Origin of the sequence: Kitasatospora sp. NBC_01246, from assembly GCF_036226505.1 — a bacterium.
Lineage (GTDB): Bacteria > Actinomycetota > Actinomycetes > Streptomycetales > Streptomycetaceae > Kitasatospora.
Map to the genome: position 1 here is coordinate 8,589,813 of NZ_CP108484.1, position 16,270 is coordinate 8,606,082.

At 71.8% G+C, this 16,270-nt stretch carries 11 protein-coding genes and 1 pseudogene; 5 read left to right on the plus strand and 7 right to left on the minus strand.

Features of this window, described 5'->3' with window-relative positions; all coding sequences use genetic code 11:
* Window positions 1-1,020: 1,020 nt before the first annotated feature.
* Together OG618_RS36115 and OG618_RS36120 are read right to left on the minus strand one after the other, a co-directional pair.
* Window positions 1,021-1,872, minus strand: a complete 852-nt coding sequence (locus OG618_RS36115; protein WP_329492402.1) for a class II glutamine amidotransferase — start codon at window positions 1,870-1,872, stop codon at window positions 1,021-1,023.
* A gap of 87 nt (window positions 1,873-1,959) precedes the next feature.
* Window positions 1,960-2,197 (minus strand): annotated as a pseudogene (locus tag OG618_RS36120) (IS5/IS1182 family transposase); the annotation flags it as partial.
* Window positions 2,198-2,324: 127 nt separating this feature from the next.
* On the opposite strand from OG618_RS36120, the gene OG618_RS36125 reads away from it, so the two are divergent.
* Together OG618_RS36125 and OG618_RS38120 are read left to right on the plus strand one after the other, a co-directional pair.
* Window positions 2,325-2,774 carry a hypothetical protein gene (locus OG618_RS36125; RefSeq protein ID WP_329491856.1) on the plus strand — a complete coding sequence of 150 codons (450 nt, stop codon included), beginning with the start codon at window positions 2,325-2,327 and terminating at the stop codon, window positions 2,772-2,774.
* A gap of 123 nt (window positions 2,775-2,897) precedes the next feature.
* Complete coding sequence (locus tag OG618_RS38120; protein ID WP_442906974.1) at window positions 2,898-3,284, plus strand: ATP-binding protein; 387 nt, start codon at window positions 2,898-2,900, stop codon at window positions 3,282-3,284.
* A gap of 737 nt (window positions 3,285-4,021) precedes the next feature.
* Here the strand turns inward: OG618_RS38120 and OG618_RS36135 are convergent.
* Window positions 4,022-4,759: an SDR family oxidoreductase gene (locus OG618_RS36135; protein WP_329491857.1), complete on the minus strand. Its 738-nt coding sequence runs from the start codon at window positions 4,757-4,759 to the stop codon at window positions 4,022-4,024.
* Window positions 4,760-4,851: 92 nt separating this feature from the next.
* On the opposite strand from OG618_RS36135, the gene OG618_RS36140 reads away from it, so the two are divergent.
* Entirely contained in the window at window positions 4,852-5,715 is an 864-nt protein-coding gene (locus tag OG618_RS36140; RefSeq protein ID WP_329491858.1) for a LysR family transcriptional regulator, read from the plus strand.
* A 308-nt stretch (window positions 5,716-6,023) separates the two neighbouring features.
* Here the strand turns inward: OG618_RS36140 and OG618_RS36145 are convergent, their stop codons facing one another.
* The 4 genes from OG618_RS36145 to OG618_RS36160 form a co-directional block, all read right to left on the minus strand.
* Window positions 6,024-7,487 carry a S1 family peptidase gene (locus tag OG618_RS36145; RefSeq protein ID WP_329491859.1) on the minus strand — a complete coding sequence of 488 codons (1,464 nt, stop codon included), beginning with the start codon at window positions 7,485-7,487 and terminating at the stop codon, window positions 6,024-6,026.
* 90 nt (window positions 7,488-7,577) lie between these two features.
* Complete coding sequence (locus tag OG618_RS36150; RefSeq protein ID WP_329491860.1) at window positions 7,578-9,389, minus strand: trypsin-like serine protease; 1,812 nt, start codon at window positions 9,387-9,389, stop codon at window positions 7,578-7,580.
* 164 nt (window positions 9,390-9,553) lie between these two features.
* On the minus strand, window positions 9,554-10,735 hold the full coding sequence (locus OG618_RS36155) for an RICIN domain-containing protein (protein ID WP_329491861.1): 1,182 nt from the start codon (window positions 10,733-10,735) through the stop codon (window positions 9,554-9,556).
* Window positions 10,736-10,803: 68 nt separating this feature from the next.
* The gene (locus OG618_RS36160; protein WP_329491862.1) at window positions 10,804-11,322 is read right to left on the minus strand and encodes a hypothetical protein; all 519 of its coding nucleotides are present in this window, start codon (window positions 11,320-11,322) and stop codon (window positions 10,804-10,806) included.
* Between the two features lie 533 nt (window positions 11,323-11,855).
* Between OG618_RS36160 and OG618_RS36165 the strand changes: the two genes are divergently transcribed.
* On the plus strand, window positions 11,856-15,854 hold the full coding sequence (locus OG618_RS36165) for a polymorphic toxin-type HINT domain-containing protein (RefSeq protein ID WP_329491863.1): 3,999 nt from the start codon (window positions 11,856-11,858) through the stop codon (window positions 15,852-15,854).
* Window positions 15,855-15,882: 28 nt separating this feature from the next.
* Window positions 15,883-16,233, plus strand: coding sequence for a hypothetical protein (locus OG618_RS36170; RefSeq protein ID WP_329491864.1), 351 nt, complete (start codon window positions 15,883-15,885; stop codon window positions 16,231-16,233).
* Window positions 16,234-16,270: the final 37 nt, after the last annotated feature.

Consider the following 16,270-nt stretch of genomic DNA (forward strand, 5'->3'; position numbering starts at 1 on the left):
CGTCGCCGCCTGGAGCGGCACTCCCTGGCGGGAGAGCCCCGCGCAGCCGGTCCTGCGCCTCGGGGCCACGCTGCTCGGCGGCGTCCTGCTGTTCTGGTGGCTGCCGCACCTCCTGCTCGGCTCACGGGTGCCGTGGTCGTGGCTGCTGCCCGGAGCTGTGGCAACGATGGCCGCGCCGGCCGGACGGTGGTACTTCTCCGGGCTCGTCCTCGCGCCGCTGCTGGTCTCCAACGCCCTCTCCTGCGGGACGGTCGGAACGGTCCTCGTCGTGCAGTCCTGGCTCATCGGCGTCGGGCACACCATCTACGGCGGGTCGCTGGCCGGCCGCGCCGTGATGAGGAGGAGGACGGCGGCCCGCCTGCGGCGGACACCCCCGGCGACGCGGGGCGGTGAGGCCCGGCCCGGGCACCGGTGGGCCGGAGCCGGCCGGTCATCGCCGGCGGCGCGCGGCCGACCGCCCGAAACGACTCGCCAGGCCCGCCGCCGCCACGGTGAGACCGAGTCCGGCACTGAAGAGCAGGATCGTCAGAGCCAGCACCGCCACTGTCGCCATCATGACGATCGCCCTCTCTCTTCCAGCCGTGCGGCGCCGGACCTCGTGTCCGGCGCCGTCCGGGATCCCGCGTTCCCCGCGCGGCCGGGACCACACGGGCGTCGGCCCGCCGACCGGGGGCGAGATTCAGCCAACCAGGCCATGGACCGCCTGCTTGAGGCCTCGCCAGGTCTCGGGTAGGCGTGGACCAGGTGATTCTCCGGCCGGGGGCAGTCGTAGGACCTGCCCCCGGCGATCCGCGGCCCAGCGGGCACGTGGGGGCCGACGGCCGGAGGGGCAACATCCCGAGCGGCACCGCGTCGGCTCCGCCCCCGGCACGGGGCAGCGGAGCGCAGCGGGTGACGGCATGACGACCCCGACGCGGCTCGTCTCGAACCCGTGCGAGGCGCTGTCGCCGTCGTCGGCCTTCCGGCCGCTGGGCGGGGGCCTCGGCCCGAGTCGTCGTGCCGGGGCGCACCGGCGCTGTTTCAGGGCCGGACCGGCCGGAACACGTGGATCGAGTCGTGGCCTTCCTGTACGAGCCCGTAGCAGGACTCGGGGACGGGGTTCCAGGCGCCCGGCAGGTCACCGAGGGGCTCGGAGACGATGATGCGGGTCTCCTCGGACACCCGCCGCAGGACCGTGCTGTCCGGATGCAGGGCGCGTAGCGCGTGGACGCTGGTGCTGAAGAACAGCGAACGGGACGCGCGTTCGGTCGAGTAGCGGAACGCCCACAGCCGGCTACCGTCGGAGACGCCGACCGTCATCTGCAGGGCGTTGGGGACGCCGTGCCGGGCGGCGACCGCCTCGACGAAGCCGGCCATGCGCTCGACGGCTCCCGGTACGTCGTCCCGGAGCCCGAAGGTCAGCGCCAGATAGAACATCAGCTCGGAGTCGGTGGAGCCCTCGATGGAGGGGTAGAGGGGGGCGGCGACCTCGAGTGCGAGGTCGCGTTTGAGCTTCGGGAAGTCATGGATCGCGCCGTTGTGCATCCAGAGCCACTGTCCGTAACGGAAGGGATGGCAGTTGGTCTGCTGCACCGCCGTGCCGGTGGAGGCACGGATGTGGGCGAGGAACAGCGGCGAGCGCACGCAGTGTGCGAGCTCGTGCAGGTTGCGGTCGCTCCACGCGGGGCCCACCGCTCGGAAGACCGCCGGGTCCGTGGCGCCGTCGATGTCGCGCGGCTCGTCCGGATACCAGCCGACGCCGAACCCGTCGCCGTTGGTCGTCTCGACGCCCATCCGGGCGTGGCGGCTCTGGTCGATCAGCGAGTGGGCGGGTTTGTACAGCAACTCCTCCAACATGATCGGGGAACCGGAGTAGGCAAGCCATCGGCACATGTATCTCACCGTCCTCACGGGCAGTGCGGTCACGCGGATCCGTCGGTCGACTCCTTCCACCGTAGGGCGCGGCGCCGGGCCGGGCGCGAGGAGGTCGGCTCGGGTCTGCCCGTCGTTCCAAGCGATGCGGGGCCTGCCGGGCTCGGCGTACTCGTGGGCGGTGCACGGCGGGCGGCCACCTCGCCGGCGCCGGGGACCTCAGAACCCCCACCCGGACCGCGGCGATGATCTGGGCGAGGGTGTCCTGGGTGGCGACCGCGTCGTCCAGCACGGTGGAGTCCAGGGCCCGCCGGTGCCTGGAGTCCAGGACACCGGTGCCCTCGACGGCCTCGGCACGGCCTCGGGGAGGTGGTTCGACGGGGGAGCGACCTGGCCGGCGGCGGGACCAGGCCGGCGGCGAGGGGTCGAACGCGGTGCCGTGCGGGCTCATCCGCCATTGGTAGGCTCCGGCGGTGCGTGATTCCAGGAGGGCGGTCGCGGCCCGTGAAGCCGCGATCCGGCGCTGGCTGCCGACGGTTCTCGTTTCGGCGGGCGTGCTGCTGATGCCGTGGATCGCCGTGCTCGTGATGTCGGTGAAGGGGCGCTTCGGCGCACGCAACCTTTCCAACTCATGGGTGTGGCTGGACGTCATCGAGATCGCCGCACTGTTCCTGCTGGCCTGGCTGGTGCGTCGGCGCCATCGCGCCACCAGCCCTCTTGCCTCGGCCAGCGCCGTGCTGCTCGGCCTGGACGCGTTCTTCGACCTGTGGTCGGCGCACCGCGGTTCCGACTACGAGCTCGCGCAGGCGCTGGCCTACTTCGCCGAGCTGCCGAGCGCCGCGGTCCTCGCCGGGCTCTCCTGGTACTCGCTGGCATGGGCCGCGGCCGACGACGTTGCGCTCGCCTCACGGCGCGGGACGTGACGGGGGCTCCTCCTGTGACCGCGCTGTCCGGGGCGCCGGAAGGCCGCCACCCCGAACCGAGGACGTGGCCTGGTTCCGGGACGAGCACTCCGTGCCGGCGCCGCCGCCGCGCTGGCGCGCCGGATCGGCCTCGGTGACCAGCGGGCCGCCGAGGCCGCGCTCGCGGTGAGCGAGGCGGCGACCAACCTGTGCCGCCACGCCGACGACGGCTCCCTCCTGCTGAGGGTGATCCGCGCCGAGACCGACGCCGGCCTGGAGTTCGTGACCATCGACGCCGGCCCCGGAATGGCGGACGTCTCCCGCGCGCTGACCGACGGGATGTCCTCCGCGGGCACGCTCGGCATCGGGCTCGGCGCGATCTCCCGGCTGGCCGACACCTTCGACGTGCACTCGCTGCCCGGCCGGGGCACCGTGCTGGCGGGCCTGCTTCTGGACCACGAAGGTCGCGGCCCTGGCACGGGCCGCCGGCGAGCCGCCGGTGGCCGGGCCGACCAGGCCGATCAGCGGTGAGGAGACCTGCGGGGACGTCTGGGCGGCCCGGCCCGTGGCGCCCGGCGACGGCCGCCGGGCCGCGGGCGCGGACCGGGCCACGCCGACCCCGCCCGCGCGGGACGGTGCGGCCTCCGGACGCCGCTCAGCTGGGCCGCCCAGACCGGCGCCGGCCTCCCGACCCCGCCGCGCGCGGCGCCCGCCCGCCGCGACCAGCCCACCGACCCGGATCCCGGAGCCCTGCTGCTGATGCTCTGCGACGGCCTCGGCCACGGACCCATGGCCGCCCGGGCCGCGCAAGCGGCCGTCGCCGCCTTCCACGCCTCGGGAGCCACTCGGCCCGACGCCGGCTGGGCCGGTCCGGGCCCCACGCTCAGCGGGCGGACCAGATCGGACAGTCGGCCCTGTGGCGGGTCAGTACGACCACCGTCCCGCCGTCCGTGACCTGCCGGTCGCGCGAGACCGTGCAGCACGCCACCGCCACCGGAGGCACCGCCCGGACGACGGCAGGAGCCTCGTCCCGGTCAGGAATCGCGGTACGCGGCCACACGGGTTCCGCGGTCGGCGGTCCGGGCCTGCGCAGGGAGGCGCGGCGGCCGGCCTGCTCGATGGGTACCCCGAGAGCTCGGGCGCGGGCGTGAAGACGGCGGCGGTCGCGGCGTTCGGACATGGTGACACCATGCACCCTCCCACCCCGTACACGCCAACGCCGCGGGCGTCGCCAGGAAGCCGTCGACCTGTTCGCCTCGGTGGGCCGGTCACCAGGGGACGACGCCGTCGTCCTCGAAGAACGAACCGCTCGGGCCGCCGTCGGGCAGTGTGGCGAGCCGGATCGCCGTAGCCGCGCCCTGTGCGGGGGTTCGGGGTCCGTGGAAGCCTGTGAAGTCGGTGGCGACCAGGCCCGGGCAGGCGGCGTTGACGAGGATGCCGGTGCCGGCGAACCGCCGGGCGTACTGCAGCGTGAGGGCGTTGAGGAAGGATTTCGACGGAGCGTAGGCCGCCATGATCGGACCGACCTCGGTGTCGGGGTCCGCCTGCCGGGTCAGGGAGCCGACGCTGCTGGAGACGTTGACGATGCGTGGGGAGGCGGAGCGCCGCAGCAGCGGCAGCATCGCGTTGGTCACCCGGACGACACCCATGACGTTGGTGTCCACCACCGTGCGGAGCACTTCCAGATCGAGCGCGGTCGGGTCCTGCTCCCACCCGGGGCCCATCTCGCCCGAGATCCCGGCATTGTTGACCAGGGCATCCAGGCGTCCGGCCAGCCGTTCGACCAGCTCCGCCGCATCGGTGACGCTGCGGTCGTCGGTCACGTCCAGCGGCACCCCGAACGCGTCCACGCCGAGGGCGCGCAGTGTGCCGACGGCGGTTTCGCGACGGGCCTCGTCACGGGCTCCCACGCCCACGCGGTACCCGAGACCGCCCAGCCCGGCCGCTATCTCGTACCCAATGCCCTTGTTCGCGCCGGTCACCAGCGCGATCATCGTTTCGCTCATGCTGATGATGATGGTCCTCGGACGAAAGGCGTGGCCAACACCGATACGGTGTCCTGTCATACCTGCCGGGTATCACCGCGTAAGCTGCGGCCGTGGACACCCTGGAAACCCGCGAGTTGAGGTACTTCGTGGCCGTCGCCGAGGAACTGCACTTCGGACGCGCCGCCGAGCGCCTCGGCCTGGCCCAGCCGCCGCTGTCGCGGGCGATCCAGCAGCTCGAACGGCGCCTGGGAGTCTGTCTGCTGGAGCGCAACCGCCGTGGTGTCCGCCTGACCGGTGCGGGGGAGGTGCTGCTGCACGAGGGCCGCGCGGCCCTCGACGCGACCGTCGCCGCCGCTCGCCGAACCCGGCGCGCCGGCGGTGCCGACAGCCCCGGCGGCCCCCGCGACCGCCTGGTCCTCGCGGTGAAGGCCGCAGCCTCCCATGAACTGCTGCGGAAGCTTCTCGACGCCTACGCGGCCGAGCCCGACAGTGCCGAGATCGAGGTGCTGCCGGGCGGGATCTGCGAGCAGGAGGAGATGCTGCGCGACGGACGCGCCGATGTCGCGCTCATGTACACACCGTGGAACTCCCTCGCCGGGTTCGACAGCGAGGTACTGGCGGCGGAGGGGCAGGTCGCCGTCCTGCCTGCCGGGCACCCCCTCGCCGCCCGCGAGACCTTGTCGCTGGCCGATGTCAGGGACGTCCCCGGTCTGCCGCTCGCCCGCTGGCCCACCCGCGGCACCTACGCACCCGGCCCCGGCCCCGAGATCCACAACCAGACACAACTGGCCCAGCTGATCGCCCTCGGACGCACCGTGGCGGTCGTCCCCGACTCCGCCCGCTCCTGGCTGTGGGCCGAGCACGCGGCCGTTCCCTTGGTCGACGCACCTTCCGTGGTGACCCACATCGCCTGGCCCGCGCACAGCCGCTCCCTCGCGCTGGCCGGCCTGGTCCGCACGGCCGCACGGCTGTGACCGGGTCCGAGGCTCCGCGGGTCGTGGCATCAGGTGCGGAGCGGGGCTGGGCCGGAGGGGTGGGGTGCCGTGTAGGACTCCGCGGAGGTCGTCGAGGCCATCCGACAGAATCCGTTGACCTGCAGCGACACCAGCCCGGCGACGTGGGCGTTCCCATCACTCCGAAGATCATTTCCCACATCGATGCCGGGATGGCGGTGGGCCCCCGGGCCTGATCGGACCGCGCCCCGGGCGGGGGCCGGTCCGGCTGTTCCACGGCTGGCGGCTTCTGGTGTCCACGGTGTCGGTCCGGACGGGTGGGCGGCGCCTCACCGGCCGGGGACGACGATGCCCTGGGTCGACTTGCCGCTGCCGCTCCAGTCGCCGGTGACCGGGAGGCCGCCGTCGCCGTAGGAGACGGAGGTAGTGGAGCCGTCGGGGGCGGCGCCGCGGAAGTGGAAGACGCTGCCGGTGGTCTGGTAGATGCCGACCTCGGTGGTGCCGCTGCCGTTCCAGTCGCCGGTGAGGGGCGTGTCCCCCCGCGCGCCGAACGTGAACGTGATGTCGGCCTCGCCGTCGTGGATGGAGTTCACGAGGTAGAACGTGGCGGTGTCGGGGTTGAACAGCCCCGGGGTGTCGAATCCCTTGTGTGTCCAGTCCCCGGCGATCGGCTTCCAGCTGCCGCCGTCGCCCAGCCTGAAGGACGTCACGGTGCCGTCGTGGTGGCGCAGGTGGAACTCGGCGGTGCTCGGGCGGTAGATCCCCACTTCGCTGGTGCGTCCGCCGTCCCACCGCCCGACGACGGGGACATCGCCCCGGTCGCCGAATCCGAAGTCGGTGGTGCTGGGGCCGCCGTCGAGCGAGTTCGTCAGGTAGAAGTGGGCGGTGGTGGGGTCGTAGGCGCCCGGGGTGTCCCCGCCGATGCCGTCCCAGTTGCCCGCCAGCGGGATCATCGGGCTCTTCCCGAAGTCGAACGTGGCCCGGGTGGAGACGTTCGACTGGGCCGAGTCGGAGAGGAACCAGCGCAGGACACCGGGGGCCTGGGGCGGCATCGTGCTGGAGCGGACGAACTTGATCCAGTCGTTGAGGTCGTCGGTGCGGGTGTCGTAGGCGCCGGTGCGGGTGGTTTCGGTGGAGCCGAGGCAGCCGTTCTGCCAGGAGCGGCTGTTGAGGGCGGCGAGTTCGTAGTGGTCGCCGACCTGCCGTAGTGCGGGGCCGCCGGTGTCGCCCTTGCAGACGGTGGCGTCCGTGGGCGCCTTCGCGGTGATGGCGAGGCCGGTCGGGTCGACGCCATCGACGGTGAAGAGGGCGCTGTGGAGCTTGTCGGGCACCCACTCGGTCCTGGTGCGGCCGTAGCCCGCCACCCGGAGTTCCTCGCCGACGGTGGGGGCAGTGGAGGACAGGGCGAGCGGGGTGATGTCGATGACCGGGTTGACCAGGCGCGCCATGACCAGGTCGCGGTCGGTGCGGGGGACGAGTTCGGCGATGTCACGGACCTGGCCCGCCGTGGTGGTGAGGTCGGTGCGTCCGACCGTGGCGGTGGTCCTGAGTGCGGGCGGGCCGGCGGGGACGGTTGCCGGCTGGGCGGGATTGTCGGCGAAGCAGGAGGCGGCGGTGACGACCCAGTACGGGTCGACCAGGGCACCGGTGCAGGCGCGTTTGCCGTCGCCGATGTCGAGCTTGGCCGTGAACGCGAAGGCACCGGCCGGCGCGGCGTCACCGCTGAGAGCGGGCGCGGGCGTACCGGCCAGCAGGGCAGCTGTCAGGGCGACGGTCGTGACCGTCCCGGTCATCCACGCCGAGCGTGGCCGTGAGCGAGGCATGAGGTGGCTCGTCTCCGTTCTTGGACCTGCTGGTGTCCCGGCCGGGGATCACGGGTGCGGTCAGCCTGTCGCGGGGATCTGGCCGACCACGGACCAGCCGGACCAGCCACCGCCGTTGGTGTTGTAGGCGTGGGCCATGACGCCGTCGGTGCCCTGGCCGAAGACCTCGGCCGTTCTGGTGTCGGGGTTGTAGACCGCGGCGGGGGAACTGCCGAACTTCCAGTTGCCGGTCATGGTCCAGGGCGTCCAGCCGGTGGCCCGGCTCCACGTGGCCCGGTACATCGAGGCGTCGGTGCCGGTCGCGAACACCTCCAGGGTGCTGGCGACCGGGTTGTGGAGGACGGCCGGCACCCCGACGAACGCGCCTCCGGGGTTGAGGGCGTACCAGCCGGACCAGCCCTCGCCGTTGGTGTTGTAGAGGTGCGCCATGACGCCGTCGGTCCGCAGAGCGAACACCTCGGCCGTTCTGGTGTCCGGGTTGTAGACCGTGGAGGCGTCGCCGCGGAACTTCCAGTCACCAGTCATCGCCCACGGGGTCCAGCCGGTGGCCCGGCTCCACGCGGCCCGGTACATCGAGCCGTCGGTGCCGGTGGCGAACACCTCGAGCGAGTTGGTGATCGGATTCTGGACAACGGCCGGTTCGCCGGCGAACCGGGCCCCGGGGTCCAGCGCGTACCAGCCGGACCAGCCCTCGCCGTTGGTGTTGTAGAGGTGTGCCATCACGCCGTCGGCCCGCAGAGCGAAGACCTCGGCCGTTCTGGTGTCCGGGTTGTAGACGGTGGTCGGGTCACCGCGGAACTTCCAGTCACCTGTCAGGGTCCACGGGGTCCAGCCGGTGGCCCGGCTCCACGCGGCCCGGTACATCGAGCCGTCGGTGCCGGTCGCGAACACCTCCAGGGTGTTGGTGACCGGGTTGTGGACGACGGCCGGTTCGCCGACGAACCGCGCGCCGTCGCCGAGGACGTGCCAGCCCGACCAGCCCTCGCCGTTGGTGTTGTAGGCGTGGATCATGGCGCCGTCGGTCCGCAGTGTGAAGATCTCGGCGGTCCTGGTGTCCGGGTTGTAGACGGTGCCGCGGTTCCCGGACCGGACGGTGGCGGCCCAGGCGGAGGTGGTCTGCTGGATCCAGGTACCGAGGTCGTCGGTGCGGGTGTTGTAGGCGCCGGTGCGGGTGGTTTCGGTGGAGCCTAGGCAGCCGTTCTGCCAGGAGCGGCTGTTGAGGGCGGCGAGTTCGTAGTGGTCGCCGACCTGCCGTAGTGCGGGGCCGCCGGTGTCGCCCTTGCAGACGGTGGCGTCCGCCGGGGCCTTGGCGGTGATGGCGAGGCCGGTCGGGTCGACGGCGCCGACGGTGAAGAGGGCGCTGTGGAGCTTGTCGGGCACCCACTCGGTCCTGGTGCGGCCGTAGCCCGTCACCCGGAGTTCCTCACCGGCGGTGGGAGCGGCCGTGGCCACGGCCACCGGGGTGATGTCGGTGACGGGAGTGGCGAGCCGGGCGAGTACGAGGTCGCGGTCGGTACGGGGGGCGAGTTCGACGACGTCCCGGACCTGACCCGCGGCGGTGGTGAGGTCGGTGCGGCCCACGGTGACGGTGGTTCTGAGGGCGGGCGGGCCGGCGGGGACAGTCGCCGGCCGGGCGGGGTCGTCGGCGAAGCAGGAGGCGGCGGTGATGATCCAGTACGGGTCGACGAGCGCGCCGCTGCAGGACCGTGCGCCGGTGCCGATGTCCAGTTTGGCGGTGAAGGCGTACGAACCCGCCGTCGCGATGTCACCGGCGACAGCACCGGCCGGCGTACCGGCAGGCAGGACACACGTGGCCGTGGCAGCAGTGACCAGCCCGGCTATCCACGTGGCGCGTGGGCGTGAGCGGAACATCAGGATCTCCCCCTTGTCGGCCCTGTCGGCCTTGACAGCGTGTGGGCCTCGGTCACTGAGACGGGCTTGCTGAACCTGCACGGCGGGCGCCTGGCCGCCGCCTACTCCTACGTCGATATCCCCGGCCGGCCCCGTGCCGCTCGCACTGAACGCTTCCGGGGGAGTCAGTACGAGAAGGACCATTTCTGGGTGGGGATGTTGTAGAAGGTCCACTGTTGGGCGCGGGCGCCGTCGGTCTTGAGCGAGTCGTCGATCTCCAGGACCTTGCCGCTGTTGCGGTTCTTCAGGGCGTAGCCGCCGACGGCGCTGACGAGGTCCCACTTCTGGGTGGGGATGTTGTGGAAAGTCCACTGTTGGGCGCGGGCGCCTTCGGCAGTGAGGGAATCCTCGATCTCCAGGGCCTCGCCGCTGTTGGAGTTGCGTACCTCCCAGCCGTCGCCGGCCCAGTGGAAGATCCAGCGGGCGGTGGGCAGGCTGTGGCAGGTCCACTGCTGGGCGGGGGCGCCATCGGTCATGAGGGAGCTGTCGATCTCCAGGCACTTGCCGCTGTTGGTGTTGACGAGGGGGGTCTTCCAGTCGACGGCGCGGGTCTGCTGGATCCATTCGTTGAGGTCGTCGGTGCGGGTGTCGTAGGCGCCGGTGCGGGTGGTTTCGGTGGAGCCGAGGCAGCCGTTCTGCCAGGAGCGGCTGTTGAGGGCGGCGAGTTCGTAGTGGTCGCCGACCTGCCGTAGTGCGGGGCCGCCGGTGTCGCCCTTGCAGACGGTGGCGTCGACTGGGGCCTTGGCGGTGATGGCGAGGCCGGTCGGGTCGACGGCGCCGACGGTGAAGAGGGCGCTGTGGAGCTTGTCGGGCACCCACTCGGTCCTGGTGCGGCCGTAGCCCGTCACCCGGAGTTCCTCACCGGCGGTGGGAGCGGCCGTGGCCACGGCCACCGGGGTGATGTCGGTGACGGGAGTGGCGAGCCGGGCGAGCACGAGGTCGCGGTCGGTACGGGGGACGAGTTCGACGATGTCCCGGACCTGACCCGTGGCGGTGGTGAGGTCGGCGCGGCCGATGGTGACGACGGCCTTCAGTGTCGGCGGACCGGCAGGGACGGTCGTCGGCTGGGCAGGGTCGTCGGCGAAGCAGGAGGCGGCGGTGACGACCCAGAACGGATCGACCAACGCGCCGGAGCAGGCACGCTTGCCGTCACCGATGTCCAGCTTGGCCGTGAACGCGTAGGACCCCGCCGCCACGACGTCGCCACTGAGAGCAGGAGCGGGCGTCCCGGCCAGCAGGGCAGCTGTCAGGGCGACGGTCGTGACAGCCCCGGTCGTCCAGGCCGTACGTGTGCGGAAGTGAAACATGGGATGGGCTTCCTTCGTTGCCGTTCCGACCGGTGGGTGACTCGGTAAGGGGTTGGGGGCGCGCCCGGTCAGCCGGTGACGCGGAGTTCGACGAGCATGGTCGGCTTCTGGCCGACGCCTTCGCCGACGCCGGTTATGCCGCCCTTGGGCACGTCGACGGTTTGGGCGACGCCGTCGGCGGTGAGGTTGGCGCGAACCGCGCGGTCGTTGGTCTGGATGAGGAAGGTCTGCGGCAGTTCGAGGGTGAGCTGGCCGACGGTGCCGTTCACCCGGAAGCAGACCGAGGGGCCGCCGGCCGGGTTGGGGACGGCCCGGCTCCAGAGCTGGATTTGGGTGGTGGTGTTGCAGTCGGCGAGGAGGATGTGGCCGTCGCCCCGTAGGAGCTTCAGGTTCGGGAAGGGGCTGGCGCCCGGATAGGTGAAGTCCTCGACCGCCGGCGGCGGGGTCGCGTCGTCGGCGGTGGCCGACGCGGCGACGGGGGCCGTCTGGGCGGCGGAGGCGGCTGAGGAGGAGTCGGCCGACGCGGCGGCCACGGCGGTGAAGGTGACAGCGACGGCAAAAGTGGCAGCTGTCAGCCGACTGCGCATGCGAAGACTCATCCGATTCCCTTTCTGGACTGATCATGCGAACAGGTTTGCAGGCGTCAAAAGGACTAAGGTCACGTCCTCTTTCGCCGACATCTCGGGGCGCTGGGACGCGAAGAACGCACCCTCCACCCTGAGGGGATCATCAAAGGAAAGTCAAGAGTTGCTATTGCCACCTGGTCCCGGATATCGCCGGCACGTGCGGAAATCCGCGTATGGCCGCCCATACTGCCCGATGTCCGGCAAGGTGTCACCGCCTGCCTCATCCGTCCCGCCAGCACCATTGGCCCCAGTTCTCCGCGTTCGGCATTCCTGTCGCCCACTCGGAGACTGAGGCGGGGAACTTCTTTCACGGATTCCGATTCCAGCCGCGCGGAATATTTCTGCCAGGGCTGGACTGGGCCAGTGAATTCGTGCTCTGCTCTCAGGTGATGCCAATAGCCAGGCCGTGCTCGAACGAGGCCTGAGGGAGATTGGGGGGGTTTCTCGTGACGCACGGGTGGGGTGGCTTCGCCATGCGCAGAAGGCGACGCCGGGTGCTGGCGGGCATGGGCCGGGTGTGGCTGGGGATGCTGCCGCTGGCCCTCGTCGCGGGGCTGTTGGGGACCAACCCCGCCACGGCGACCGACGGCGACGGGCAGCCGGCGCCATTGACGGACCGCGCCCGGGTGGTGCTCTTCTGGCAGGAGGGTGGCCCCGGGGTCAAGGCCGCGGCGGAGGCCGCGCTTACCGGCTCGGATGCCGACGTGCGCCACTTCCTGGACAGCGAGCAGGTACCTGCCCGGATCCAGGACGACCAGGTCGCCGCGGCCCAGATCCACTCCGCAGGAGGGGCCGGCGTGCAGGAGGCGGCGCGCCGGGCGCTGGCCGGTACGCCCCAGGAACTCGCGGCGTTTCTCGACGGGGGATGGCGTGAACCGCTGAAGGCCGACCAGCAGGTCCGGGTCGCCCAGCTGATGAACGGGGCCGGACCGGGCGTCAGGGAGGCCGGGCAGGCCGCGCTCAACGGTACTGAGGACGACGTCGACGCGTTCCTGAACGACGGCCAGTACACGGCCCGGGACGCCGACGACCGCGTACAACTGGTCCAGGTCCTCAGCCAGGGCGGACCCAACACGCAGGCCGCCGCCCGCCTGGCGATCAACGGCACAGCCGACGACGTCCATGAGTTCCTCACCGTCGGCCAGCACGTCGCCCGCGCCCGCGATGCGGAGCGCACCACCGTGGCCCAGCTGGCCCAACAGGCCCAGGAGGCCGGCGCCCAGGCGGTCCGTGAGACCGAGGCGGCGAAGGCGTCCGCCGCGCAGGCACTGGCCGCCGCCGCCCTGGCAAAGGAAGCAACGGCGAGGGCGGCCGCGGAGACGGAGGCCGCGCGCAACGACAGCGTCAAGGCTGCGGCGGCCGCCGCACGGGCGGCCGATGCCACGGAGCGGGCCGGTCGCGCCGCGCAAACCGCCGTGAAGGCCTCACAGGCGGCGACGAACTCGGCGCGCGCCGCCGCCAGTGCCGCCTCCCAGGCCGCGTACGCCGCGGCCGGCGCCGCGCAGGCCGCGTCCAACGCACGGTCAGCCGCCGCGGCCGCCGTCTCCGACCGCTCGCGGGCGGGCGCCGCAGCCCAGGCGGCGACCGCCGCCGCCACCGCGGCAGCCGCCGCAGAAGTCTCCGCCCAAGCGCTGACCCAGGCCAACGCCGCCGCAGCGGCCGGCCGGGACGCGGCCGACGCCGCAGAGAGCGCCGGCCGCAACGCGCTGGCCTCCGCCGACTCCGCCGATCAGGCCGGCGACTTCGCGGGCCAGGCCGGCGCGCAGTCGGCCCGGGCGAAAGCCGCCGCCGCAGCCACCCGCCGCCACGCCCAGGAAGCCGCACGCGCCGCCGGCGCCGCCAGGGCACTGGCGGCGGACGCGGCGAAGGCCGCCGCCAGTGCCCGGACCCTGGCCGCATCCGCCGCCACCCACGCCCGCGCCGCGGCAGCCGCCGCCGACGAAGCGGCGCAGCACGCGACCGAGGCGTCCCAGGCCGCGCAGGTGGCCACCGCCCATGCGGACGCCGCACAGGTGGCCGCCAAGGAGTCGAGCGACGCCGTCGACGCGGCCAATGCGGTGCAGGACCTCGCGCGGCGTGCGGAAGCGGAAGACCTCAACTCCCGCACCGCCGCGGCGGTGGAGAAGGCGAGGGATGCCAAGGCCGCCTACGAGACCAAGCAGGCCGCAGCGGGCGAGGCCGTCCAGCAAATTCGCCGGGTCAAGGACGAGGCTGATCGCCTGGCCGCCGCGCTCGTGCAGCCGGGCGCCGACACGGCGCGCATCATGACGGACGGACGCAAGCTGGCCCTGCTCTCGATGCAGATCTCGGACGCCTGGGGAACCGCCGCCGCCCGCGCCGCACTCTCCGGCCCGGGCAGTGCCGTCCTGGAGTACCTGACGACCGGACGCCGCCGGGCCATCGAGATGGACGAGCGCGAACGCGCGAGCGCCCTCGCCATCGACTCCGAACTACCGGCCGTGCGCGCCGCCGCCACCCAGGCCGTCACGGATGGCCCGCCCGCGGTCACCGCGTTCCTGAACACCGGCCAGTACCAGGTGGCCGCGCCCGACCTTCAGATCAGCGTCACCCAGCTCGTCGCCAGCAGCGGCCCCGGCGTGCAACAGGCCGCACGCGCCGCCCTCAACGGCCCGCTCACCGGTCTGCGCGACTTCCTCACCCGCGGCCGCTACACCGCCCAGATCAGCGACGACCAGGTCCAAGCCACCCAACTCGCCAGCACCGGCGGCCCCGAGGTCAAGGCCGCCGCACGCATCGCCCTCGAAGGACCACCGACAGTCCTGCGCGCCTTCGTCGAGACCGGGCAGTACACCGCCGCGCGCAAGGACCAACTCGCCGCCACCCATATCGCCGAGATTCAGCGCCTTATCGCCGAAGCCTCCGCCGTCGCCGCCTACGCCCAGCAGAGCGCCGCCGAGGCCGCACAGGCCGCCGCCATCGCCCGCCAGGCGGCCGCCGAGGCCAACGGCTACGCCGTCCAGGCCCGCCAGCACGCCGACCGCGCAGCTGGCTACGCCGCCGACGCCCGCGCGAAGGCCCAACAGGCCGAGGCCAGCGCCAACAGCGCCGCCGCCGCGGCCCGGACCGCCACGGCCGCCGAGGGAAGCGCGCGCCGGGCGCAGGCGTCGGCCGAGTACTCCTCCCGGCAGGCCCAGGCCTCGGCTTCATGGGCGAGCTGGTCCGCCGAGAGCGCCTACGAGTCCGCAGCGACGGCCCGGACCGCCGCGCAGGAGGCCGGTCAGGACTTCGAGACCGCCGCAAAGGCCTGGCTCCAGGCCTTCAAGTCCTACACCGACATGGTCACGGCCGAGCAGGAGGCCGCCCGCCGCGCCGCCGAGAACCGCGGCGCCGAAGCGAAACAGCGGGCCGAACAGCAGAAGCAGGACGCCCTCGCCGCCATCGAGGCGGAACTGCGCAAGCAGGCCAGGGACGACAGTTCGGGCGGTTGGCTCGGCGACCTGGTCGACAAGGTCCTCGACGAGGGGATAGACGGGCTTCACAAGCTCCTCGACGTCGCCGGGTTCTTCCCCGGCTTCGGGGACATTGCCGACCTGATCAACTGCGGCCTCTACGGCCTGCAGAAGGACGTCGAGAACGCCCTGCTCGCCTGCGCCGGGGCTATCCCCCTCGCCGGCGACGCGCTAGCGATCGCCAAACTCGCCAAATGGGCTGAGAAGGTACCCGGATCAGGGAAAGTCGTCGACTTCCTCAAAAAGCTGTTCGCCAGGATCCCCGGGTCCTGCCTGAAGAACAGCTTCCCGCCCGGCACCCGCGTTCTTATGGCCGACGGAACCACCAAGCCGATCGAACGAGTCTCCACCGGGGAACAGGTCCTTGCCACTGACCCACTCACCGGCGAAACCGCTTCCCGCCCGGTCGACGCAGTCATCTACACACCCGACGACAAAGCGTTCACAGACCTTCGGATCCAGGTCGAGGACGGCACCGTCCAAAGCCTCACCGCCACCGACCACCACCCCTTCTGGTCGGAAACCGCGAAGGCCTGGATCGACGCAGCCGACCTCGAAACCGGGAACCGACTGAGGACGCCGTCCGCCGGCGCCGTGGAGATCGTCGCCACCGACCACCGGGCAACCCTCCAGGCCGCCTATAATCTCACGGTACGGGACCTCCACACGTACTATGTACTCGCTGGCGCGGCGCCCGTACTGGTGCACAATTCGGGATTGTGCACCAAGAAGATCGACGACGTCTTCCATAACCCCAGCGGCAGATCCTCTCAGGATCAGTTTGAATACCACTGGGACAAGCATGCAAAGGCGCGCGGTATCACGCGTGAGCAGTACCTCCAGGATGCGCAAGACTGGGCGACGGAAATCGCCCGGCCAGGAGGGAAGTGGGGGCTCAAGGCCTACCTGGAGACGCTGGCGGACGGTGCGCAAGGGATAAAGTACGTGCACCCCCAGACGGGTAGGGGTGGGATCATTGGCCCCGGCGGCAAACCTGTAAGCTTCTGGTATGCCGCCGACTAATGAGAGGTGCGAGCTATTGTCGGATTTCATGGAGAGCTACGCCCTCTGGCGATCCTTGCCGTTTCCCAGCCTACGCCGCGGTGAGAATGTGTTACGCGCAGGGGAGAACCTTGCACTCATTCATGGCGACCTAGCCCTCGCCGACGAACATGTGACCCAGGTGATCCTCTTTGTCGATGAGGGGATATTCAGGCCGAGCCGTGCGGACGTCATGGGGTTGCTTGATGGGATCATCTCTCGCCTGGAACGATTCGGCGAAAGCATGGCCATCGAAGAGCGAGAAGTTGTCGACGCCCACTATCGATATGCAGTTCTGCTGCATCAAATCTATGATGAATTTCTGCGCACAGGGCCCGTCGCCCGACCGGGCACGGGATGACAATGAGCCCCGAGCCGGTGTCCGGACGGCGCCCGGT